Source organism: Alloalcanivorax mobilis, assembly GCF_002864685.1.
Classification (GTDB): Bacteria; Pseudomonadota; Gammaproteobacteria; order Pseudomonadales; family Alcanivoracaceae; genus Alloalcanivorax; species Alloalcanivorax mobilis.
In genome coordinates, this window is the sequence record NZ_NMQZ01000023.1 from 18317 (window position 1) to 40234 (window position 21918).

General features: G+C 62.9%; 17 protein-coding genes. 1 reads left to right on the plus strand and 16 read right to left on the minus strand.

The window, feature by feature from the left end:
* The first annotated feature begins 232 nt into the window (after nucleotides 1-232).
* Nucleotides 233-3934: a methionine synthase gene (gene metH, locus CGS25_RS12445; RefSeq protein WP_101675669.1), complete on the plus strand. Its 3702-nt coding sequence runs from the start codon at nucleotides 233-235 to the stop codon at nucleotides 3932-3934.
* 117 nt (nucleotides 3935-4051) lie between these two features.
* Here the strand turns inward: metH and CGS25_RS12450 are convergent, their stop codons facing one another.
* From CGS25_RS12450 to CGS25_RS12525, 16 genes are all read right to left on the minus strand, one after another.
* The gene (locus CGS25_RS12450; protein WP_101675670.1) at nucleotides 4052-6076 is read right to left on the minus strand and encodes a PEP-utilizing enzyme; all 2025 of its coding nucleotides are present in this window, start codon (nucleotides 6074-6076) and stop codon (nucleotides 4052-4054) included.
* A 13-nt stretch (nucleotides 6077-6089) separates the two neighbouring features.
* Entirely contained in the window at nucleotides 6090-6794 is a 705-nt protein-coding gene (locus tag CGS25_RS12455; RefSeq protein ID WP_232802394.1) for a lipoprotein intramolecular transacylase Lit, read from the minus strand.
* A 44-nt stretch (nucleotides 6795-6838) separates the two neighbouring features.
* Nucleotides 6839-7363, minus strand: a complete 525-nt coding sequence (gene gspM, locus CGS25_RS12460) for a type II secretion system protein GspM (RefSeq protein WP_101675671.1) — start codon at nucleotides 7361-7363, stop codon at nucleotides 6839-6841.
* Nucleotides 7360-8523: a type II secretion system protein GspL gene (gene gspL / locus CGS25_RS12465; protein WP_089031931.1), complete on the minus strand. Its 1164-nt coding sequence runs from the start codon at nucleotides 8521-8523 to the stop codon at nucleotides 7360-7362. Before gspL ends, gspM begins: the two co-directional genes overlap by 4 nt.
* Before the next feature lie 89 nt (nucleotides 8524-8612).
* The gene (gene gspK / locus CGS25_RS12470) at nucleotides 8613-9689 is read right to left on the minus strand and encodes a type II secretion system minor pseudopilin GspK (protein ID WP_157933825.1); all 1077 of its coding nucleotides are present in this window, start codon (nucleotides 9687-9689) and stop codon (nucleotides 8613-8615) included.
* 41 nt (nucleotides 9690-9730) lie between these two features.
* On the minus strand, nucleotides 9731-10360 hold the full coding sequence (gspJ, locus tag CGS25_RS12475) for a type II secretion system minor pseudopilin GspJ (RefSeq protein ID WP_198588784.1): 630 nt from the start codon (nucleotides 10358-10360) through the stop codon (nucleotides 9731-9733).
* The gene (locus CGS25_RS12480) at nucleotides 10357-10812 is read right to left on the minus strand and encodes a type II secretion system protein (protein WP_101675672.1); all 456 of its coding nucleotides are present in this window, start codon (nucleotides 10810-10812) and stop codon (nucleotides 10357-10359) included. The genes gspJ and CGS25_RS12480 overlap by 4 nt, the downstream gene beginning before the upstream one ends.
* A complete protein-coding gene (locus tag CGS25_RS12485) occupies nucleotides 10809-11576 on the minus strand; it encodes a type II secretion system protein (RefSeq protein WP_101675673.1) in 768 nt (255 codons plus the stop codon). Before CGS25_RS12485 ends, CGS25_RS12480 begins: the two co-directional genes overlap by 4 nt.
* Before the next feature lie 8 nt (nucleotides 11577-11584).
* Nucleotides 11585-12016: a type II secretion system major pseudopilin GspG gene (gspG, locus tag CGS25_RS12490; protein ID WP_101675674.1), complete on the minus strand. Its 432-nt coding sequence runs from the start codon at nucleotides 12014-12016 to the stop codon at nucleotides 11585-11587.
* Nucleotides 12017-12094: 78 nt separating this feature from the next.
* On the minus strand, nucleotides 12095-13318 hold the full coding sequence (gene gspF / locus CGS25_RS12495; protein WP_101675675.1) for a type II secretion system inner membrane protein GspF: 1224 nt from the start codon (nucleotides 13316-13318) through the stop codon (nucleotides 12095-12097).
* 141 nt (nucleotides 13319-13459) lie between these two features.
* Nucleotides 13460-14977, minus strand: a complete 1518-nt coding sequence (gspE, locus tag CGS25_RS12500) for a type II secretion system ATPase GspE (RefSeq protein WP_101675676.1) — start codon at nucleotides 14975-14977, stop codon at nucleotides 13460-13462.
* A gap of 1 nt (nucleotide 14978) precedes the next feature.
* Nucleotides 14979-16145 carry a response regulator gene (locus CGS25_RS12505; protein WP_089031937.1) on the minus strand — a complete coding sequence of 389 codons (1167 nt, stop codon included), beginning with the start codon at nucleotides 16143-16145 and terminating at the stop codon, nucleotides 14979-14981.
* Nucleotides 16146-16177: 32 nt separating this feature from the next.
* The gene (locus tag CGS25_RS12510) at nucleotides 16178-16762 is read right to left on the minus strand and encodes a chemotaxis protein CheB (RefSeq protein ID WP_232802395.1); all 585 of its coding nucleotides are present in this window, start codon (nucleotides 16760-16762) and stop codon (nucleotides 16178-16180) included.
* On the minus strand, nucleotides 16762-17232 hold the full coding sequence (locus CGS25_RS12515) for a response regulator (RefSeq protein ID WP_089031938.1): 471 nt from the start codon (nucleotides 17230-17232) through the stop codon (nucleotides 16762-16764). The genes CGS25_RS12510 and CGS25_RS12515 overlap by 1 nt, the downstream gene beginning before the upstream one ends.
* Nucleotides 17233-17280: 48 nt before the next feature.
* Nucleotides 17281-18141, minus strand: coding sequence for a CheR family methyltransferase (locus CGS25_RS12520; protein WP_089031939.1), 861 nt, complete (start codon nucleotides 18139-18141; stop codon nucleotides 17281-17283).
* 8 nt (nucleotides 18142-18149) lie between these two features.
* Complete coding sequence (locus tag CGS25_RS12525; RefSeq protein ID WP_101675677.1) at nucleotides 18150-21821, minus strand: response regulator; 3672 nt, start codon at nucleotides 21819-21821, stop codon at nucleotides 18150-18152.
* Nucleotides 21822-21918 lie beyond the last annotated feature (97 nt).

Below are 21918 nucleotides of genomic sequence, written 5' to 3' on the forward strand. Positions count from 1 at the left end.
AGAAGTCTTTTCAGCAATCAGGTCCGTGGACACGCCAGCACGCCGGTGAAATCAAGCCCAACACCTACGCATCGATGCGCACAACCGCGCTGGAGCCGGGGAGCTGGCCAGCAGTGTCAAGAACAGCCTGATTGGAAATTGCCGCCGGGCAGTGTACCCGAAAGCACCGTCTCGTTGGGTAACGGCGTCCCAGCCGCTATAATGCGCGCCCGGCCAATCCACGGAGTCCCCGATGTCCCTTTCCCGTCGTGAACAGCTCAACGCCCTGCTCCGAGAACGCATTGTCATTCTCGATGGCGGCATGGGCACCATGATCCAGCGCCTCAAACTCAGCGAGGCTCAGTATCGTGGCGAGCAATACGCCGACTGGCCCAGCGACCTGAAAGGCAACAACGACCTGCTCAGCGTGACTCAGCCGGATATGATCGAAACACTGCATCGCGACTATCTGCTCGCCGGCGCCGACATCATCGAAACCAACTCCTTCAACAGTACCGCCATCGCCATGGCGGACTACGACATGCAGGATCTGGCCCGCGAGATCAACGTGGCGGCGGCGCGCGTCGCCCGCCGCGCCGCCGACGCCGTGGCCACGCCAGAGCGGCCCCGCTTCGTGGCCGGGGTGCTCGGCCCCACCAACCGCACCGCCAGTATCAGCCCCGACGTCAACGATCCCGGGTTCCGCAATGTCCGCTTCGACCAGCTGGTGGAAGCGTATCTGGTGGCGGTGGACGGCCTGCTGGAAGGCGGCGCCGACCTGATCCTGATCGAAACCATTTTCGACACGCTCAACGCCAAGGCAGCGGTGTTCGCGGTCGATCAGTATTGCCACGAACATGGCCTCGACCTGCCGATGATGATTTCCGGCACCATCACCGACGCCTCCGGCCGCACGCTCACCGGGCAAACCACCGAGGCGTTCTACAACTCCCTGCGCCACGCCCGGCCGGTCTCCATCGGTCTGAACTGCGCGCTCGGGCCGATGGAACTGCGCCCCTATGTGGAAGAGCTGTCACGGCTTTCCGAGTTTCCGGTCTCCGCGCACCCCAACGCCGGCCTGCCCAACGAGATGGGCGAATACGATCTCGACGCCGCCACCATGGCCAAGGAAATCCGTGGCTGGGCCGAGCGCGGCTTCCTGAACATCATCGGCGGCTGCTGCGGCACCACCCCCGAGCACATTGCCGCGATGGCCGAAGCGGTGGCTGACTGCGCCCCGCGAGTACTGCCGGAGATTCCGGTGCATTGTCGTTTGTCCGGTCTGGAACCGTGCAACATCACCCCGGAATCGCTGTTCGTGAACGTTGGCGAACGCACCAACGTGACCGGCTCAAAACGCTTCCTGCGATTGATCAAGGAAGGCGACTACGACACCGCCCTGGACGTGGCCCGCGATCAAGTGGAGAACGGCGCGCAGATCATCGACATCAATATGGACGAGGGCATGCTTGATTCCATGGAGTGCATGGTGCGCTTCCTGAATCTGGTTGCCGCGGAACCGGAGATTTCCAAGGTTCCGATCATGATCGACTCGTCCAAATGGCCGGTGATCGAGGCCGGCCTGAAGTGCATCCAGGGCAAGGGCGTGGTCAACTCAATCTCGCTCAAGGAAGGCGAGCAGGCGTTTCTGGATCAGGCCAGATTGATCCGGCGCTACGGCGCCGCCACCGTGGTGATGGCGTTTGACGAAAATGGCCAGGCGGAAACCCGCGACCAGAAAGTGGCGATCTGTACGCGCGCCTATAAGCTGCTCACCGAAGAGGTGGGGTTCCCACCGGAAGACATTATTTTCGACCCCAATATCTTCGCCATCGCCACCGGTATTGAAGAACACAACAACTACGCGGTGGACTTCATCGAAGCGGTGGCGGAAATCAAACGTACTCTGCCCCACGCGCTGATCTCCGGCGGCGTCTCCAATGTCAGCTTCTCGTTCCGCGGCAACGACCCGGTGCGTGAGGCGATCCATGCGGTGTTTCTTTATTACGCGATCAAGAACGGCATGGACATGGGCATCGTCAATCCCACCCAGTTGGCGATCTACGCGGACATTCCCGCCGAGCTGCGCGACGCGGTCGAGGACGTGGTTCTCAACCGTCGCGAAGACGGCACCGAACGGCTGCTCGACCTGGCCGAGCAGTACCGGAGTTCCGGCGCCAAGGAGGCCAAAAAGGAAGATCTGGAATGGCGTTCCTGGCCGGTGGAAAAACGCCTTGAGCACGCCCTGGTCAAGGGCATCGCCGACCATGTCGAAGACGACACCGAACTGGCCCGGCAGAACGCCGAGCGGCCCCTGCACGTGATCGAGGGCCCGCTGATGGATGGCATGAACGTGGTCGGCGACCTGTTCAGCGAAGGCAAGATGTTCCTGCCCCAGGTGGTGAAATCCGCCCGGGTGATGAAAAAGGCGGTGGCCTATTTGCTGCCGTTCATGGAGAAAGAAAAGGAAGAGCTGGGCACCCAGGACGAATCCAATGGCCGTATTTTGATGGCCACCGTGAAGGGTGACGTGCACGACATCGGCAAGAACATCGTCGGCGTGGTGCTGCAGTGCAACGGCTACGAGGTCATCGACCTGGGCGTGATGGTGCCGTGCGATAAGATTCTGGAAACCGCGAAAAGCGAACGGGTGGACATCATCGGCCTGTCCGGTCTGATCACGCCGTCACTGGACGAAATGGTACACGTGGCCAGTGAAATGGAGCGGCTTGAGATGGACTTGCCGCTGATGATTGGCGGCGCCACCACCAGCCGCATTCATACCGCGGTGAAGATCGATCCGAGTTACCGCAATGCCGTGATCCATGTCGCCGATGCATCGCGGGCGGTGGGCGTTGCCTCCAAGCTGTTGTCCAAGGAGCACCGGCCCGATTATGTCGCCGGCATCAAAAGCACCTACGAAGACCTGCGGGTGCGCCGGCGTCAGCAGCAGGTGGATCGATCCCTGGCCAGTATCGACAGCGCCCGCGAGCACCGCTTTCAGCCGGACTGGGCCGGCTACACACCACCCGAACCTGTCGTAAAGGGCATCAAGGTATTCGACGACTATCCGCTGGACGAACTGGTTGAGCGCATCGACTGGACGCCGTTCTTCCAGTCCTGGGAGCTGGCGGGGAAATTCCCGCGCATTCTTGAAGACAAGGTGGTCGGTGTGGAAGCCACCAAGCTCTACCACGATGCGCTGGCCATGCTGAAAAAGATCGTCGACGAAAAATGGCTGACCGCGCGCGGCGTGATCGGCTTCTGGCCGGCGCACTCGGACATGGACGACATCCATCTCTACCGCCAGCCCGGTGACGATCAGCCGTTCATGACCCTGCATCACCTGCGTCAGCAACTCGACCGCACCAAGAACCCGACCAAGCCGGACTATTGCCTCAGTGATTTTATCGCGCCGGCGGAGAGCGGCAAGACCGATTGGCTGGGCGGCTTCGCGGTGACCAGCGGTATCGGCATTGATGAACATGTGGCCCGTTTCGAGGCGGACCACGATGATTATTCATCGATCATGATCAAGGCGCTCGCCGACCGTCTCGCCGAAGCCTTCGCGGAACGCCTGCACGAGCGGGTACGCAAGGAGTTCTGGGGCTACGACAGCGATGAAGCCCTGAGCAACGACGAGATGATTTCGGAAAAATACCGAGGCATCCGCCCCGCTCCCGGCTACCCGGCCTGCCCGGATCACACCGAAAAAGCGTTGCTCTGGGAGTTGCTGGAACCGGAAAAGAACGCCGGCATGACGCTCACCGAATCCTACGCCATGCTGCCGGCGGCGGCGGTGTCCGGCTGGTATTTCTCGCACCCGGAATCGCGCTACTTCGGCACCGGCAAACTGGGCCGCGACCAGATGGACGACTACGCCGGCCGCAAAGGCATGCGCCGTAAAGAGATCGAAAAGATGGTGCCGCATTTGCTGGGGTACATCGAAGACTGAGCAACATAGATAGCTACAAGCTACAAGCTGCAAGCTGCAAGCTGCAAGCTGCAAGCTGCAAAAAGACGACTGCGTGGTTGTCCTTGTCGCTTGCGGCTTGTAGCTTGCGGCCGCTACCTACAAAGCGGGGCCTCTGCTTTTGCACGGCCCCGCCCGGTCCCCTTCATCCTGTTCACCGCTCCCAACCTCTATACTGCCGCGCTCGCCATCCAGGGTGGCGGTCTGCCCATCCACGACGCTGTGCATGATGTCGCCAACGCCCCAGATCGCCGGGATGCCGCAGGCCACCGCCAGGCTGGCGGCGGCGTTGGCGGGGTCTTGCTCGGCGATCACCAACGCGCCCGCTTGGGCCAGCCAGGGCACCCAGCTCGGGTCCGCCTGGTCGATCACCAGGATCTCCCCGGCCTGCAGCCGGTTCAGTGCCCAGGCGCTGCACACCCGCCGCACCGGCCCACTGACCCGCCCCGGCACCAACGTCCGGCCACGCAACAGCGGGCTGGGCCGTTCACCGCCGCCGAAGCCGAAACCGATGCGGTCCATCTTCCAATCCGGTGCGCCGGATAAGGCGTCTTCCAGATAACGAAGTTTGCGCTGGCCGATCACCTCGCCGCTGGCGGACTCCGGCACACGGCGTTGCATCCACAATGGCCAGAGTTCGTCGAAATAGAGAAAGTGAATGTCGTCCACATTGGCCAGCAGCCGTGCCTCCACCAGCACCGCCGCCATCGACACCAGCACGTGCCGGGCATGGCCGCCAAGCTGGTAACGTAACTGCCGGGCCTGGCGCGCCAGGGCCAGCGTGGCGACCGCCGGCTCGCTGATGGGCGGCGCCAGGCGGCGTGCGCTCAGTGGGGCCCGCAAGCTGCCCCATTGTGCCGGCCTGTCTTTCAGCGGGGCATGCACCGGGTCGGCGCCAGGGCGCAGATCGCTGTTCGCCAGGGCCGCCACGTTATCGTTCAGCACCGCCTCCAGCGCCTGCGTCTCCTGGTCGGTGAGCAGCGACCTCAGCGGCAGCGGCCGCTCCCTACCACAAGCCAGGTCGGGCAGATCGAGATAAACCAAGGCCCCTTCCTCGGCTGCCAGCCGCTCGCCCAGCTGATCCAGGGCCATCAACGCCCGCCAGAGTCGCTCGCGGTCGCTGCCGTCAAGGCGCCAGCGACGCACACGCCGGCCCAGGGTGCCCAGTCGCCGGCCCCGCCGCCACTGACTCCAGCGCCCTGGACGCGACGCGCTGACTTGATTCTCCAGCGGTTGCCAGGCCGGCGGCACCCGGCGCAGCAGACCCGGGTGCGTTGGCAACAGGCGGCGAAAAAACTCGCTGTTGGTGTACAGGTGACTTTGTTGACGGCGGTACGGCTCGATTTTCTCAAGATCGCGCCAGCCCTGGCGCGCCACCAGCTCCTGCCAGAAACCGGTCTTCATCCAGCGCCCGGCCAGGGTGTACCACAGCGGCGACACCGCCTGATTGAACAGGGTCGCGGCCGCGCGGCGCGTCCAGACTTCCTGGGGCACCGGCAGCGAGCCCACCGGCAGTGTCTGCAGCAGCCACAGTTGCTCGCCATCGTGAACCCATTCGCCAGCCTGGGGCCGCTCGAAGCCGTGCCGTAACTGGCTGCCCAGGGCCAGCAATTGCGCCTCAGGCACCACTTCATTGAGTGCCGGCCGTTGCCCGTCACCGTCGTAGACCAACGCGCCGCGCTCGTCAAAGATCAGCCGCTGTCGGGCCTGTTCGCCGTCCAACACACCCTCCACCACCATGTGAGCCAGGTCCTGGCGTAACGGATGGCGGGTGAACAAAACGCCGGCGGCGCGCTGGCGCGGCAGCGCCTGAATCACCACCCTCGGCGGCGCGGGATCGCGGTTGAACATCGACCACAACGCCGTCGCCAGCGCCTCATCGGAATCCAGGTTGGCCAGGCTTTCCCGTTGTGAATCCGGGTTCATGCTGCCTTGATGGAGCACCCAGTAACGATCGCCTTCTCGCCATTCAGGCAAAGCACCCAGGGCCGCCACCAGTTGATCGCGACTCAGCCCGCGCAGGCTTTCGGCGCCAATCCGCCAACTCGGCGGCACCGGCAAGCCGGCGGCGGCCCAGCGTTGCACGTTCTCGTCGCCGTGGGGGTCGGCGGCCAGTCGTTGCATCAGTTCGCTCCGGTTAACGATCGAGGCGGCGCGCCATTGCCAGGACGCCGAAATAAAGCAGGGGCGCCAGCAACGCGGCGCCGGCGCCGATCATGGCGGCGATACCGCCAAACAGCACCGGCGCTTTCATCAAGGTGCTCATCAACGAATCCTGCCAATAAAAGAACCATTCATGGTCGGCGGGAAACAGCCAGATATGGAATTGGTAAAACACCGCCGTGGGGCCGGCCACCAGCAGCCACAACGCCAGCGCCGCCAGCGGCAGCGCGGTGGCGGCCAGGCGCGCGCCCCAGCCCGGCAGCACCCGCCGGCGCAGCAGCCAGGCGCAGGTCAGCGCCAGCACAGCGGCGGCCAGCATCAGCCAGCGGCCGACATCAATCAGGTTGGCCACATCGCGCAGGTGCCGCACTTCGGCGTCGCGCAAAAGCGGCAGGGGGCGCCCATAGCGGTTGCGATAATCAATCTGCTCCAGGCCCTCGCCGCCGTTGTGCACGGCCACGCGAATGCGATGAAACAGCGCCTGGTGCTGCCGTGGCGAGAGGCGTTCCAGGTCCGGCCGGTGATAGCGGTTCTGCGGCGCATAGCGGTCGATATGCTGCTCGATGTGCAGCGTTTGGTACCAGAATCGATAACCGTAATCGAATTGCGCGCAGACGCTCCAGGCCAGCCCCAGCGCCAGCACCAATACGCACGCCGCGTAGCCCAGCCACAACGGCAACGCCAGCGCGCCGGCCGGCGGCTTTGGTTTCGAGCGCGCCGCCGTCAACGGGACAAAGAGGCGCGCAGCGAAGCGGTGCCGGGCTGATTGCCGGCGCTCATCTCCAGCGTATCCAGCGCCACGCCCTGCTGCTCCAGTGAATGCAACCACAGCAGCATCTGGCTGGCCGGCTGATCTTCCATCTGAATGCGCACCGAGCGGTCGCCATTGGGGGTAAAGCCACGCAGCGTTAAACCGTAGGTCTGCACCGAGCCACTGATCTCGCTAACCCAGTTCGCGCCCAGGGTATCGCTGACGTTTTTGTCGCCGCCGCGTGCCGCGCGCACCGCCGGCGCGTTGTTTTCGATCCAGCTCAGGGTTTCCTGATTGGCCAGATAACGTTGCCGGGCGTCCTGGCGGGCCTGCCAGCTGGGCTGCCAGATCAGCCAGTAGATCAGCGCCGCGCCAATCAATACCGCCAGCAACTGCAGGGTACGCTGCTCACGAGGTTCGCGCTGTTGATACCAACTGATCGCCGGCGCCATTTGCTTGCGCAGCTTCAGCCGTGTCTCTTCAATCTGCTTGTTCATCCCGCCTGCTCCACCTTGACTCGCGCGGTGACGCCACTGGCGCCATTGCGGTAATTGGCGATGGTCGCGTTAACGCCCTTTTCGCGCAGCGCCGTTTGCAGCTTCTCGAGCTGGCTGTATTCCTTGGCACCCAGGTCCAGCAGCAGGCTGCCGTCGCGCTGATCGAATTGCAGTCGCTTGGGTTCCACCTCGCTGGCGTTGAGTGTGCTCGCCACCGCCGGCAGCAGTGCGAACAGCGCGCCACCGGTTTCACCACCGCCGCTGGAAAGCCGCGCCAGACGCGCTTCGAACTGGCGGCGCAGGCCGGCGGTGGCGCGATCGCCGGGGAACAGTGTCTGGTACAATTTGGCGGCCTCGGCGAAGCTCTGATCGGCGGCCTGGTTATAGCGCCATTGCTGGGTCCATACCGCCACCAGAGCGAGCACGAACACCGCCGCCGCCAGCCCGATCACCGGTTTCCAGGGCGCCCAGGGCGACGGTCCGGTTTTCTGATTCTGACGCTGCACATACGGGCCTTGCAGCATTTCCACGCCCTGGCCGGCGGCCAGCGCCGCGCGCAGGCGCTCACACAGGGACAGGGCGTCCTCGAGGTGGGTGAATTCCTCCGCCGCCGGTTCCTGTTCACCGCCGCGCAGGGCCATCAGCGCGTCGCGCTGGGCGGCGTCGGCCACCAGCGCCTGCTCACGATCCAGGATCATCGCGCCCCAGCGGTCCACGCCGATGATCAGCGGCGCGTCCGCCTGCAGCAGATCGGCGTCCGCTTTCAGGGTCAAGGGCCGCACCTGGTGTTCCCGGCACAGCATCAGCAACCCCTCCAGCGGCGCCCGGCCAACCACCGCCACCGGGTAACGCCCGTGGTCGCTTTTGCCGGCGGCGAACCACAGGCTCTCCGGCGCTTCCAATAACTGCTCCTCGAGCAGAAAAGGCAGCACCCGCTGCAGGTGGCGGGCCTGCTTGCGCGACAGGGTGACGCCGGTGAGCAATGCTTCCGTGCTGGTCAGCACCACACTGACGGTGCCCCCGTGAACCGCCGCCAGCGCTTCGCTTAGCGTCATTTCCCGGGGCGTCTGCCCGGCGCCGGTTTGCAACAGCACGCCGGCCTCGGCCAGCGTTTCCTTGAATGCCCCCGGGGCCAGATAAATCAAAGCGGTATCGGCCAAAATTTCAGTCCTTTATCAGGGTCTGTTGTTGTTTCATCGCAAGCCGCTGTGCCGCCCGCAACCCGAAGCGGCGCGGTTCGCCTGGAACGCTATGACGCGCCGGGCAAGCCTTCCAGCACATTATTATCATTTTCCACATTGTAAAAGGGGTTGCAGGCGGGTTCGAGGGGAGCCAGCAGCGGTTTCACCTGGCGGCTGAACACCTGGGTGCCATCGGCGCCGCCGCTGGATGCCCGTTTCACGCGGGTCACCAGGCGGCTGGTGTTGCCGCTCACTTCCACGTCGACCATCACCTGAAAGTACTCGCTGGCGACCCCCAGGCGCTCGCTGATCGCCTGTTTCTGTTCCGCCTCCATGGAGTTGAACGGCTCCTGCTGCATGATCGCATTGACGTCGCTGATCGGCTCCTCCTGGCGCAGGGCGATCACCGCGTCGGCGGCGCCATCGGTGCCCAACACCGCCGCCAATACCGCTTTCGGGGCAGTGTTGAGGTTCAAAGTGGTGTCCGACGGCAGCGCCGAGAACAGCCCCCACAGGGCCGGGTCTGGAAACAGATCGGCGGCGGTGAAATCGCGCAGCGCGCGCAGCTCGCTTTCATGGGCGACCGGCATATTCGGGGTACGGCGGCTGCGGTATTCCGCGTCCTCCGCGCCTTCCACCGAATCAACGATGTTGTTGCTGTCGATCCAGTCGGCCATTTCATTGGCCAGCAATGACGCTTTGGAGGGGTCTGGCAGGGTTTGTTCAAGCAGGCGCTGGAGCATCTCCTTGGCCTGGTCATTACGGGTAAAACCGGCACCGTTGCCGGTCACCAACCAGTTGAGGTTGAAACGACCCTGCAGATCCTGAACGCTGGCGCTGAGAATGGCGTCCTCGTAGGGGGTGGCGGGCAACGCCACCGCCCACTGCTCCTGGGAGCAGTCGTCCACCATGGCGTTGTTGAGGTTGTCGTCTTCCAGGTCGTCGATCAGGCCCTGAATCGCCACCACCTCCACCGCCATCGCGTATTGATAGCGCTTGTCCCAATCCAGCAGGTTTTCGGTGCGGGTGCGAAAGCGGTCCTGGCGGAACATCACTTCGGTGGCCACCGCCGCCAGAATCGCGAACAGCATCAGCACGATCACCAGCGCCATGCCCTGCTGGCGGCGACGCGAGGCGGGTTTCATTAAGCGCGCAGCGGGTTTCATTGAGTGCGCAGCGGGTTTCATCAAGAGGCCCATGGGTTCAACACCGTGCGGAAATAGCGGTGCAGCCGCTCTCCGTTGTCCAGCTCAATGTCCACCTCGATGCTCTTGGGCAACCGCTGCTGCCACACCGGCTGGCCGGCCAGCGCCGGGTCCGGCCAGAACTCCCGCCATAGCCACTGGCCGTCCAGGTCGCGATCCAGATAACGCACGGTGAAGTGCTTGACGTTCTCCAGCAGCACCTCTTCCTGGTATTCGGTGGCCACGTTGGTGTCCAGTACCGGCCAGTAACGACGATAGAGCTTGTCGTCCTCGTAGGCGTACATCACGCGCTGCATTTCGCTGCGGCGGCGCAATTGGAACGGGTTGGACCAGCCCAGCCGGGTGAACTCGACGAAATCGTCACGACCATAGATGGCCGGTTGCGGATCGCCATAGGGGTCGCGCACCGGGCGGGAGATCATCTGCTCGAAATCCAGGGTCAGGAAGGTGACCGCGCGCTGGGCACTCTCCAGCTCGGTGGCGCCTTCGTTGAGCTGGTCGCGGCTCTCCAGGGCGCCGCTGATGAATTGCACCGCCACCATGTACATCATGGCGAAGATGGCCACCGTGACCAGCACTTCCAACAATGTGAAACCGCGCTGGCGCATCATCCCCCCGTCAGATCCTCATTGCCGGCCGGCGTGCCGTTGCCGCCACTGCCGGCGGCGCGGCCGGTGTCTTCCGCCGGCTTGCCGATCAGGCTCGCCAGGCTGTAGGCCAGTGGCTTGTGGTCGTCGTCGATCACCGGGCCGACGTCGATGTCAACGCGCCGGGTGTCCGGGTAGGGACCGGCGCTGATCTTGGTTTCGATCCACCACTCCTGCTCGCCGCGCGTCACCACTTCGTCGTTGCTGCCGGTGTTCGGCCATTGCTGGTAGACCTGCATTTCCACCAGTTTGTCGGCGGCCACCAGATAGGCCCGGCGGGTGTCATCGATATTGCGGTAAGCCACCGCGCTGGCGCCGAGCGTCTGGCCGAGAGCGACCATTGCCAGGGCCAGCACCGCCACCGCCAGCATCACCTCGATCAGGGTGAAGCCACCCTGGCGCGCCGCCGCGCTCATTCGTCGCCACCCAGAAAGTCACCGTCGATCAGACTGTCGTCGTCATCCCGGTTCTTTTTCCGGTCCTGGGCGGTCAGCTTCTCCTGTTCTTCGTCGTGGTCCGGATCACGGACCCGGCCCAGCACCGTCAGCTGGCGGCGTGCCTCCAGATCGACGTCATTGCGCGAGCGCACCGTAAAGGTAATCCCGGTGGTCTCGCCACTGGGGAAAAAGAACACCTGCGGCAGGATTTTATTTTCTTGTTCCTGGCTCTCGCGCTCCCGGCGCTGCTCGGGAGTCTCTTTGGGGGCGTCGTCGAACATGCCGCGCTCGCTGTCGCCGAACGGGTTCTGATTGACCAGCCGTTCGGCCATCTGCGCCAGCGTCACGTCGTCTTCTTCGTCGTCGGTCTCGGGTTCGTCAAGTTGCCAGCTCAGCTCCAGGCTTTCCGGCAGCTCGCGGGCCTGCAGCCCGTTGCCCTGGGCCGGCACGAACTTGCGGGCGCCCACGTCGTAGACCAGCGGCGTCCAGCCGGTGTCCTTGATGCGTAACGCCATCAGCTTGCCGGAGAACAGACTCTCTTCACTGAGCATGGTCAGCGTGTCGGAAAGCTGGGCGACCTCGCCGTCCAACTGACGGGAGTCGTCCACCCACACGGGCACCACCAGCACCGCCAGTGACAACATGGCAATCAGCCCGACCACCACCAGTATTTCAACCAGGGTAAAGCCGCGCTGGCCGCGCTCCGCGTGGAGGCGCCCGATTTCACCGCGCACAAACGTCATCAGCGTGGCTATTTGCCGTTATCGCGCCAGCTGATGTCCGCGTCGGTGCCGTCGCCACCTTCGGCGCCATCCGCGCCCAGCGAGTAGAGATCGTAGGGGCCGTCCACACCGGGGCTGATGTATACATAGGGGTTGCCCCAGGGATCTTCCGGCACGCTGGGCAGGTAACCGCCTTCCGGCCATTTCTTCGCCGAGGCGGGACGCTCGACCAGACCATTAAGGCCTTCTTCGGTGGTCGGGTAGCGGCCATTGTTGAACTTGTACATGTCCAACTGCTGAACCACCCGTGACATATTGGTCTTGGCGATGTCCACTTTGGCCTGCTCGCCCTGGCCGATCACATTGGGCACGATCATCGCCGCCAACAGGCCGATAATCGCCACCACCACCATGATCTCCAGGAGCGTGAAACCACCCTGGGCGCGTTGCATCGTTTTCATGTTTCACCTTTCTCGTTTTGTGTAAAACCACTTCCCTGTCAGGGACTGCCGGTCGCCGGGCAACCCGGAGACACTACCCTACCCCGCCATGAAATTGTTCATCTGCATGATCGGCAACATCACCGCCAGCACGATAAGAATCACGAACCCGGCCATCATCAGCAGCATCATCGGGCCCAGCAGCCCGACCATGGTCTGGATCGTGCTGTTGAGTTCGCGCTCTTGATAGTCCGCCGCCCGGCTGAGCATGTTGTCGAGCTCGCCGCTGGTTTCGCCACTGGCGATCATCTGCACCAGCATGGGCGGAAAGTAACCGCTTTTATCCAGGGCGCGGCTCAGATTGCCGCCCTCGCGCACCCGCGCCGCCGCGTTCTGCACCGCCTCGCGAATCGCCAGGTTGCCCACTACCTGGGAGGCAATGAACAGCGCGTCCACCAGCGGCACGCCGGAGCGGCCGAGAATACTCATGGTGCTCGCCAGGCGGGCGCTGTCCGAGGCGCGCATCATGGTGCCGATCAACGGCAGCGTGGCCAACCGGCGATGCACCCGCATGCGGAAGCCGTCGTCGCGCATCGCCCTGGCGAAGGCGAAGATCGCGCCAATCACGATCAGCGCCACCAGCCAGCCCCAGGCACGCACGAAATCACTGAGCGCGATCACCGCCACCGTGACGAACGGCAGAGCCTGCTCGCGATTGGCGAACACCGCCACCATCTTGGGCACCACGAAGGCCATCAAAAAACCGATGATCAGCACCGAAAATACCATGATAAAAGCGGGGTAGATCATCGCCTGACTGACCGTTCGGCCGGTGTCGTCACGGGTTTCCAGATAATCGGCGAGCTGTTCGAGCACCTGTTCAAGATGGCCGCTCTGCTCGCCGGCCGCCACCGTGGCCCGGTACATTTCGGGAAAGGCGCGCGGGTATTCGGTCAGGGCCTTGGCCAGGCTGAAGCCCTCCAGCACCTTGGCGCGCACCGCCATCACGATGCGTTCAACGCGGGGATTGCCCGCCTGTTTGGCGACGGCGCCAAGCGCCTGCTCCACCGGCAGACCGGATTTCAGCAGCGTCGCCATTTGCCGGGTAATCAGCGCCTGTTCGCCACCCTTGAGCTTGCCGGAGCCGGAAAAACGCGCACTGAACCCCCCACCAGTGTGACGGTCACGGGCTTCGGACACTTCCAGCGGCACCCAGCCCTTGGCGCGCAATTGCTGGCGCACCTGGCGGGCGCTGTCCGCCTCGGTGGTGCCGCGTTTAACCTTGCCCCTGTGGTCCAGGGATCGGAATTCGAAAGCCGGCATGTCAGTGTCCGCCCGCCATCGTCATTACTTCTGAGTTCACCCACATCCCTCCTTGCACGGTGGCCGGCCGGTGGCGGCCACGAAACAGCGCGGCGTCGTCCGGGTTTTCCACCCGATCCGACGGCCGCGCCGTGTCCCCGGTCAGTCTTCCCGGGTGACCCGTAATACTTCTTCAATGGTGGTGGCGCCGGAGAGCACCTTGCGCCAGCCGTCTTCGCGGATACTCGGCGTCAGGGTGCGCGCATGACGGGTGAGCTGCAGCTCGCCGGCGCGGTCGTGAATTAACTGGCGCATGGTGTCATCGATAATCACCAGCTCATAGATGCCGGTACGGCCGCGATAGCCCTGCTGATTGCAGTGCTCACAACCCGTTGGACGGAACAGGGTGACCTCCTGGTCCGGCGCCAGGCCAATGATTTCGCGTTCACCGGCGCTGGGCTGATAAGGCGTTTTGCAATCGTCGCAGAGCACCCGCACCAGCCGCTGGGCCAGCGCGCCCAACAGCGAGCTGGACAGCAGAAACGATTCGATGCCCATGTCCTGCAACCGCGTCACCGCGCCCACCGCGGTGTTGGTGTGCAAGGTGGAGAGCACCAGGTGACCGGTGAGCGATGCCTGCACCGCGATCTCCGCGGTCTCCAGGTCACGAATCTCACCGATCATGACCACGTCCGGATCCTGGCGGAGAATCGCGCGCAGGCCGCGCGCGAAGGTCATTTCCACCTTGGTGTTGACCTGGGTCTGGCCAATGCCTTCCAGCTGATATTCGATCGGGTCCTCAACGGTGAGGATATTGCGCGAAGCGTCGTTGAGCTCGGTCAGCGACGCGTACAGAGTGGTGGTTTTCCCCGAGCCGGTGGGCCCGGTGACCAGAATAATGCCGTGCGGTTTGTGGATCAGCTCACGCATGTGGGCATCGCAAACTTCGCCCATGCCCAGGTGCGACACCTGCAGCCGCCCGGCCTGTTTATCCAGCAAGCGCAACACCACCCGCTCGCCATTACTGGAGGGCATCGTCGACACCCGCACGTCCACGTCACGGCCACCGAGCCGCAGCGAGATGCGGCCATCCTGGGGCACCCGCTTTTCGGCGATGTCGAGCCGCGCCATAACCTTGATCCGCGACACCAGCAGCGGCGCCAGCTCGCGCTTCGGCGTGAGCACTTCGCGCAACACGCCGTCCACGCGCATACGCACCACCAGGCGGCGCTCGAAGGTTTCAATATGAATGTCCGAGGCGTCCTCGCGGATCGCCTCCTGGAACAGGGCGTTGATCAGGCGGATGATCGGCGCGTCGTCTTCCTGCTCGAGCAGATCGGAGGTCTCCGGCAGGGAATCGGCCAGGCTGGCCAGGTCCAGGCCTTCCAGATTGTCCGCCGCCTCGGCGGCGGCCCCCCGCTGCTGCTCATAGGTGAGCGCCATGGTGGTGCTGAAAGTGCCATCGTCCATCGTCACCAGCGGCGGCAGACCGCCCAACCAGCGTTGCACCTCGCCCAGAGCCGGCAACGACACGTCCTGGCGGCAGCAAAGCTCATGCCGGCCGTCTTTTTCCCGCAGCAATACACCGAACCGCCGGGCAAACCCGTAGGGCAGTAACAGCGGCCCGCCGTTGTCCACGGGCAGTTCGCTTTGCTCAATGATCGCTTCCGCTTCGTTCATCTCAGTACCTGTCCATCAGAGTTCCGACAATCTCGCTGTTGCTATCGGAGAGATCCAGAAACTGGAAGCCGGCGTGGTATTGGTCCACGTCATTCCGGCCCGCCCCTTCCAGGGCCTCGCTCCATATCACCCTGGCGTTGAAGCTCAGAGTGTTAACGCCGCCGATCTGGTCGGGCAGCACCATGCCCAGTTGCAACCGCTGGCCGGGTACCACCTCGCGACGCAGCAACAGCTTGAAGCCCCCCGGGCTCAAATTCTCCAACCTGCCCACGTTACCACCGGTGTCGCGGTCGAACACCACCAGTTCGCGAAACAGGCGCTTGCGCGGTTCACGGCGGCGCTCATCGCGCGGCTCACCGGCTGGATGCGAGTCGCGCCGGCGCAGCACCAGCACCACGCCGGTGAAATCGCCGCTTTCGCGCCTGACCGGGCTCGCGCGCACGCTCAGCGGCACCGCCTCGCCGCCCGCTCCCGGCGTTGCCGCCAGTTGCGCTTGCCAATCACCGCCCTTGGAGCAGCGACCAAACACCTCGCTGTGCCGCCATGCACTCTCAGCGGCGTCCGCCGTCAGCGGCAGTCCTGGCTCATTGAGCAACAAGGGCGCCACCGGTTCACCCAACAGAGCCTCGCGGTCCACATCCAACAAGGCGCCGGCGGCGTCGTTGCAGAAGGTGATCCGCCCGCCGGCATCGACGCCGATCACGGCGTCACCGAGGGCGTGCAGCAAGCGCTCGTTTTCGTCCTTGAGGCGCTTCATCTGCACCACCGCCTGTTCCAACTTCCGACGCTGACGGTCCAGCTCCAGAAATACATTGACCTTGGCGTCCAGGATCTGTTCATCCACGGGCTTGAAAAGATAGTCCACCGCACCATTGCGATAGCCCTGGGAAACATATTTGCCCTCTTTGGAGAGCGCGGTCACGAAAATGATCGGGAGATGGCGGGTCTTACGGTTGCGGCGCATCAGGGTGGCGACCTCGAAACCGTCCATATCCGGCATCTGCACGTCCAGCAGCACCAGCGCGAAATCGTGCTTGAGGGCCAGGGCCAGGGCCTCATTGCCGGTTTGCGCCATCACCAGGTTGCGGTCATCGGCGTCCAGCAACGCCTCCATGGCGATCAGGTTCTCCCGGCGGTCATCAACGACCAGGATGTTCTGTTTCTTCATCTCACAACCCAAAAAGAGCCCGTTCACAATCTTTATGGCAGCGCGCCAGCCAGATACGGGCCGATCCGTTCCAGATCGAGCGTTTCTCGCACCGCGCCTTTGGCAATGGCCGCTTCGGGCATTGCCGGCGCTTCACTGCTGGCCGGCGACTGCGCCAGGGTCATGCCGCCCCGGCGGCGAATATAGTCCAGGCCTTCGGCGCCATCTTCATTGGCCCCGGTCAACACCACGCCTATCACATTTCCCCCATAGATGTGGCCGGCGGAAAAAAACAATTCATCAATCGACGGGCGCGAAAAATGCACCGGTCGGGACATAGACAAGGCGACCGTCCGGTCACGGTCCACCAGCATGTGGTAGCCCGGCGGTGCCACGTAGACGTGACCGGCCCGAATCGGCTCTTTGTCCCGTGGCGAGATCACCGGCAATCGGCAATAGCGACGCAACAACCAGGCCAGGCGATTATCGGCGCTGGCGTTCTGGTGTTGCACCAACAGCACAGCGGCGGGAAAGTGCGCCGGCAAGCTGGTCAGAATCCGTGAGTAGGCATTCAGCCCGCCCCAGGATGCCCCCATTACCACCGCTTCCATGCGCGTCACCATGGCGCCGCTGCGCATCAGCCACCGTTCTGTCGATTGCGCTTCTCCGCCTCGTAGGCGGCACGGTGCGCCTGGGCTTCTTTCAGCTTGGCCTGCAGATCGCGGCGCTGCCGGTCCAGCTCCAGGAAGAAATTCACCTTGCTCTTGAGAATCAGCGGGTCCAGCGGCTTGAAAAGATAATCCACCGCGCCGGCCTGATAGCCCCGGAACACGTATTTTTTTTCCTTGCTGATGGCGGTGACGAAAATAATCGGAATGGTCTTGGTGTCGTTGCGCTGGCGCATCAATTCCGCCACTTCGAAGCCGTCCATGCCAGGCATCTGCACATCCAGCAGCACCAGCGAGATGTCCTCCTTGAGCAGAATCTTAAGGGCATCCTGGCCGGATTCGGCTTTTAGCAATACACGGCCCTGATCTTCCAGAATCGCTTCCAGGGAGACCAGATTGGCGGGCTGGTCGTCGACCAACAACAGTTTCTGCTCGATCATGATCTTCTCAATGTTCAGTGAACGACCCGGCGATCCGCGCGCGGATCGTCAAGTCCGGTGTAATTGTGTCTTTCGGAATATCCGCAGTGGCTTGTTGACCACCTCGAAAGCCTCTTCATTGCCACTAAAGCGCAGGCTCTCTTTCGTGCCAAGGCAGAGAAAGCCGCCCATATCCAGGCTCTCCGAAAACAATTGAATCACTCTGCCCTGCAACTGCCGATCGAAGTAAATCAAAACGTTGCGGCAGAGTATCACATGCATTTCGCCAAACACCTGATCGGTGGCCAGGTCATGATCGGCGAACACGATATTGCGTTTCAGACGCTGATCCATGATCACGCTGTCATAGCGCGCGGTGGTGTAATCACTGAGTGAGTGGCGGCCACCGGCGCGGCGGTAGTTGTCCGCGTATTGTTTAAACGCATGGATCGAATAAATGCCCTTCTTGGCCGCCGTGAGTACGTTTTTATCGATATCGGTGGCGTAAATCATGGCGCGCTCATAAAGCTGTTCTTCTTCGAGCAGAATCGCCATGGAGTAAATCTCCTCACCGGTGGCGCAACCGGCATGCCAGATCTTGATAAACGGAAACGTTTTCAGGATCGGCACCACCTCATTGCGAAACGCGCGATAGAACTCCGGATCGCGGTACATTTCAGTGACGTTGATGGTGAGGTCGTTGAGCAGGGTGACGAAGAACTGGCGGTCACGCAAAACGTGCTCGGTCATTCTCAGCACCGAGGGCAATCCGGACATCGACAGGCGGTGCAGCACCCGGCGGCGCATGGACGCCTGGCTGTAGCCACGGAAGTCGTAGCCATAGCGCTGGTAGATCGCCTCCAGCAGCAGACGGATTTCGATGTCCTCCAGGTTCACCTGATCGTCGCTGATCGTTTGCTCGGAGTTCATCGGCCTTCCTATTTATGCAGCCAGACCCGCATCAGCGAGGTCAGCCTGCTCATGTCGATGGGCTTTGAACAGTAGTCGTTGGCGCCGGCTTCCAGGCATTTGGCGCGGTCGTCCTTCATCGCTTTCGCGGTCAACGCGAGAATCGGCAAACCGGTGAAGCGCGGTTGTTGGCGAATCCGCCCCATCGCTTCGTAGCCGTCCATTTCCGGCATCATGATGTCCATCAACACGATGTCGTAGTCAGGAGTATGCTCCAGCGTATCGACCGCCTCACGGCCGTTGTTGGCGATGTCGATATTGAAACCCAGTTCTTCCAGCTGGGCCGAGAGCGCATAGATATTACGCATGTCATCGTCCACCAGCAGCAGGCGTTTGCCTTCGAAGATGTCGTCGCGCTGCTCGATCAGCTCCGGACGCTCACGGCGATGCGACGGCAAGGTCGATTCCAGCCAGTGCAGAAACAGCGAGGCTTCGTTCAGCAACCGTTCGTGGGAGCGCTCGGTCTTCAGAATGATGCGGTCGGCGTATTTTCGCAGGCGCGCTTCCTCGTCACGGCTGAGGTCCTTGCCGGTATAGATCACCACCGGTACCGCGTCGTAGTCCTCGTTGGCGTGCAGCCGTTCGAGCAGTTCGAAGCCGCTCATATCGGGCAGCGTCAGATCCAGGATCATGCAGTCATAGACGGTCTCGCCCAGCGCCGCCAACGCTTCGCCGCCGCTGGTGACGGCGGTGATCGCCACGCCTTTCTGGTCGAACAGTTCGCGGATGCTCTCATGCTGGGCTTCGCTGTCTTCCACCACCAGCAGCCGCCGCACGTTTTTCTCGATGGCGGTTTCGATCTTGGAAAAGGCATGCAGGATCTGCTCCGGATTGACCGGCTTGGTGAGGAAATCAATCGCGCCCAGATCCAGTGCTTTCTTGCGTTCATCGCGACCGGACAAAAAGTGCACCGGGATATCCTGGGTACGGGCATCGGCCTTAAGCCGCTCCATTACCTCCCAGCCATCAATACCCGGCAGGCCGATGTCCAGGATAATGGCGCTGGGGCGATGCCGGCGCGCGTACTCCAGGCCGCTCTCGCCGTCGCTGCAGACATGGCTCTCCAGACCGTAGTCGGCGGCCAGGTCGACCAGAACCTTGGCGAACGCCTGATCGTCTTCCACCACCAGCACGGTTTTTTCGCGCACCACGAAACCGTCGTCCGGCTCCGCGTCGGCGCTCGGCCGGGTCGAGGCGGTGTGCGCTTCGGCGTTGGCGCCAACATCGGTATCGGGGGCCGCGCCGGGCGCCGCTTCCAGGTCGTCGGCACTGCCCTCGGGCAGATAGAGCATAAAGGTGGAGCCGTGTCCGCTGCCGGCGCTGAACAGGCCGATCTCGCCGCCCAGCAGGCGCGCCAGCTCCCGGGAAATGGTCAGGCCCAGACCGGTGCCGCCGTACTTGCGACTGGTGGTGCCATCGGCCTGCTGGAACGCTTCGAAAATCAGTTTCTGTTTCTGTTCAGGAATACCGACACCGGTGTCGGTGACCGCGAAGCGCACCGCGCTGTCGCGCTGAAGGCGTCCGGGGATCCGCTCTTCCGGCCCGGGCCTGTCGATGCGCAACGTCACGCTGCCCTCATCGGTGAACTTGAGCGCATTGGAAAGCAGATTCTTGATGATCTGTTCGAGCCGTTGCCGGTCGGTGTAGAAATGCTCGGGCATGTTCTCGCCAATCTCGACCTGGAACACCACCCCGCTGTTCTCCGCCACATGGCTGAAATGACGGCGGAAATGCTCACCCAGCTCGGCGGGGCCGATGCGGTCCGTCATCACGTCCATCTTGCCTTCCTCGATTTTGGAAATGTCGAGGATGTCATTGATCAGGGAGAGCAGATCGGCACCGGCGGAATGGATCACCTGGGCATGCTCGATCTGCTTCTCTTGCAGATTGCCGCGCTTGTTCTGGCTGAGTGCGTTGGAGAGGATCAGAATCGAGTTGAGCGGCGTGCGCAACTCGTGGGACATGGTGGAGAGGAACTCGGATTTGTATTTCGACGACAGCTCCAGTTCCTTGAGCTTGTCTTCCAGCTCCTGGTGGAGCATTTCCAGTTCCTTGTTCTTGGTGCCCATCGCCGCTTTTTGCTCGCCCAGCAGCTTGGCCTGCGCCTCCAGCTCCTCGTTGGTGACCCGCAGTTCTTCCTGCTGAGCCTGCAGCGATTCCTCGGAGGCGCGCAGGGCCTGGGTCTGGGACTCCAACTCCTCGTTGATCGCCCGCAACTCCTCCTGCTGCTGTTGCAGCCGGGATTCGGACGCGGACAACTCCATGGCCTGTTCTTCAAGATCCTTATTGACCTGGGCCATCTCTTCTTTCTGGCGGCTCAGCAACTGCGCCTGTTGCTGGGTGCGTTCCAGCATCTCGGCCACCCGCAGACGACTCTGAGCGCTGTGCAGCGCCACGCCGATCAATCCGGCGCCCTGCTCCAGAAACTGGCTGTCGCCCTCACTGAAAGGCTGAAACGCGCCCAGCTCAAGCACCCCTTTCAGCTCGTCTTCGTGCAGCACCGGCACCACCAGCACATTGCGCGGCGGCGCCTTGCCGGTGCCCGAGGTGATCACCAGATATTCCTCCGGCACTTCCTCGAGAATGATCATCTTGCGTTCCAGCGCGCACTGGCCGACCAGCGATTCGCCCAAGGCGAACCGGTTGGCCAGGTGTTTGCGGCGCTGCATCGCGTAGGCGCTGCTCATCGCCAGGCTTTTGTCGTTGGCGTCGTAGCTGTAGAAAGCGCCAACTTGCGCGCCGACCACGGGCACCAGATAACCGAGCAGATTGGCGCTCAGTTGTTCCACGTCCAGTTCGCCGCGCATCAGGGTATTGAGTTCCGCCAACTGGTTTTTGACACGTTCATCGCGCTGCTGTTGCTCGGTGCGCGTTTTCAGCGCGTCTCGCATTTTGCGAATGGCGCGAATCAGGTGGCCGGTTTCGTCACGGCTGTCGCTGTGGATCTCGGTATCCCAATGACCGCTGGCGATGCTGTCGGCGGCCTGGGCGGCGTCTTCCAGCGGGCGGGTAATGGCCCGTGTCACGCGCAAGGCAATGAATCCGAGCAAGGTGAAGGCGACACTGCCCAGGGCCAGCCCGATCAACTGAGTGTTGCGGTTGTCTTCGCGGCTGGCATTGAGATTACGGCGGAAGCTCTGGTAGCGCTCCGCTTCGAAGGCCTGGTGCTGGTCTTTGTAGTTGGCTTCCAGGCGCTGCAGATCGGCCAGCCGGGAGGCACCATCGACCACTGACGCGGGCGCCCGGATCAGGGTCTCGGCGACGTCGTTGGCTTTAGTGATGTAGGTAATGAAGGCGGCGCGCAGGCGGCCCACCGGCTCGCTCAGGTTGGGGTCGAGCCGTTCGATGTCGCCAAGGCGCTCCAGGAAGCGGTCCGAGCGCTGCCGGGCATCGTCGACCATGGAGACGTCCATGCCTTTGGTCGCGGCGCCGTAGGCGTTGCTGATCGCCAGAAACTCCACGTTATTGGCGTTGACCAGCTCAAGAACGGGAAAATCGTGATTCTCCACCTGGGCGAGGTGGTGAATGTTGGTTTCGGCAATGTAGTAGCTGTACAGAAAATAGGCGAGAAAGAGAACGATCCCCAGCGCTGCCACGGAAAGAATCTTCAACCGCACGGACAGATTGCGGAACCACTTCATCAACGGCGTCCCCCTGAAAGGCCTTTTCGGCTCGTTATTGTTCATCCTGGATCGCCATGGCCGGCCCGCTGGGCATTGAGCCTGACGGCTGATCGTA

Coding starts and splice junctions, on each gene's coding strand:
- CGS25_RS12450 (WP_101675670.1), bottom strand. CDS start 6,076: ATGCAACGACTGGCCGCCGACCCCCACGGCGACGAGAACGTGCAACGC.
- CGS25_RS12505 (WP_089031937.1), bottom strand. CDS start 16,145: ATGAAGAAACAGAACATCCTGGTCGTTGATGACCGCCGGGAGAACCTG.
- gspM (WP_101675671.1), bottom strand. CDS start 7,363: ATGAACAAGCAGATTGAAGAGACACGGCTGAAGCTGCGCAAGCAAATG.
- gspF (WP_101675675.1), bottom strand. CDS start 13,318: ATGCCGGCTTTCGAATTCCGATCCCTGGACCACAGGGGCAAGGTTAAA.
- CGS25_RS12510 (WP_232802395.1), bottom strand. CDS start 16,762: ATGCGCAGCGGCGCCATGGTGACGCGCATGGAAGCGGTGGTAATGGGG.
- gspJ (WP_198588784.1), bottom strand. CDS start 10,360: ATGATGCGCCAGCGCGGTTTCACATTGTTGGAAGTGCTGGTCACGGTG.
- gspG (WP_101675674.1), bottom strand. CDS start 12,016: ATGAAAACGATGCAACGCGCCCAGGGTGGTTTCACGCTCCTGGAGATC.
- CGS25_RS12525 (WP_101675677.1), bottom strand. CDS start 21,821: ATGAAGTGGTTCCGCAATCTGTCCGTGCGGTTGAAGATTCTTTCCGTG.
- metH (WP_101675669.1), top strand. CDS start 233: ATGTCCCTTTCCCGTCGTGAACAGCTCAACGCCCTGCTCCGAGAACGC.
- gspE (WP_101675676.1), bottom strand. CDS start 14,977: ATGAACGAAGCGGAAGCGATCATTGAGCAAAGCGAACTGCCCGTGGAC.
- CGS25_RS12520 (WP_089031939.1), bottom strand. CDS start 18,141: ATGAACTCCGAGCAAACGATCAGCGACGATCAGGTGAACCTGGAGGAC.
- CGS25_RS12515 (WP_089031938.1), bottom strand. CDS start 17,232: ATGATCGAGCAGAAACTGTTGTTGGTCGACGACCAGCCCGCCAATCTG.
- CGS25_RS12485 (WP_101675673.1), bottom strand. CDS start 11,576: ATGACGTTTGTGCGCGGTGAAATCGGGCGCCTCCACGCGGAGCGCGGC.
- CGS25_RS12480 (WP_101675672.1), bottom strand. CDS start 10,812: ATGAGCGCGGCGGCGCGCCAGGGTGGCTTCACCCTGATCGAGGTGATG.
- gspK (WP_157933825.1), bottom strand. CDS start 9,689: ATGAAACCCGCCTCGCGTCGCCGCCAGCAGGGCATGGCGCTGGTGATC.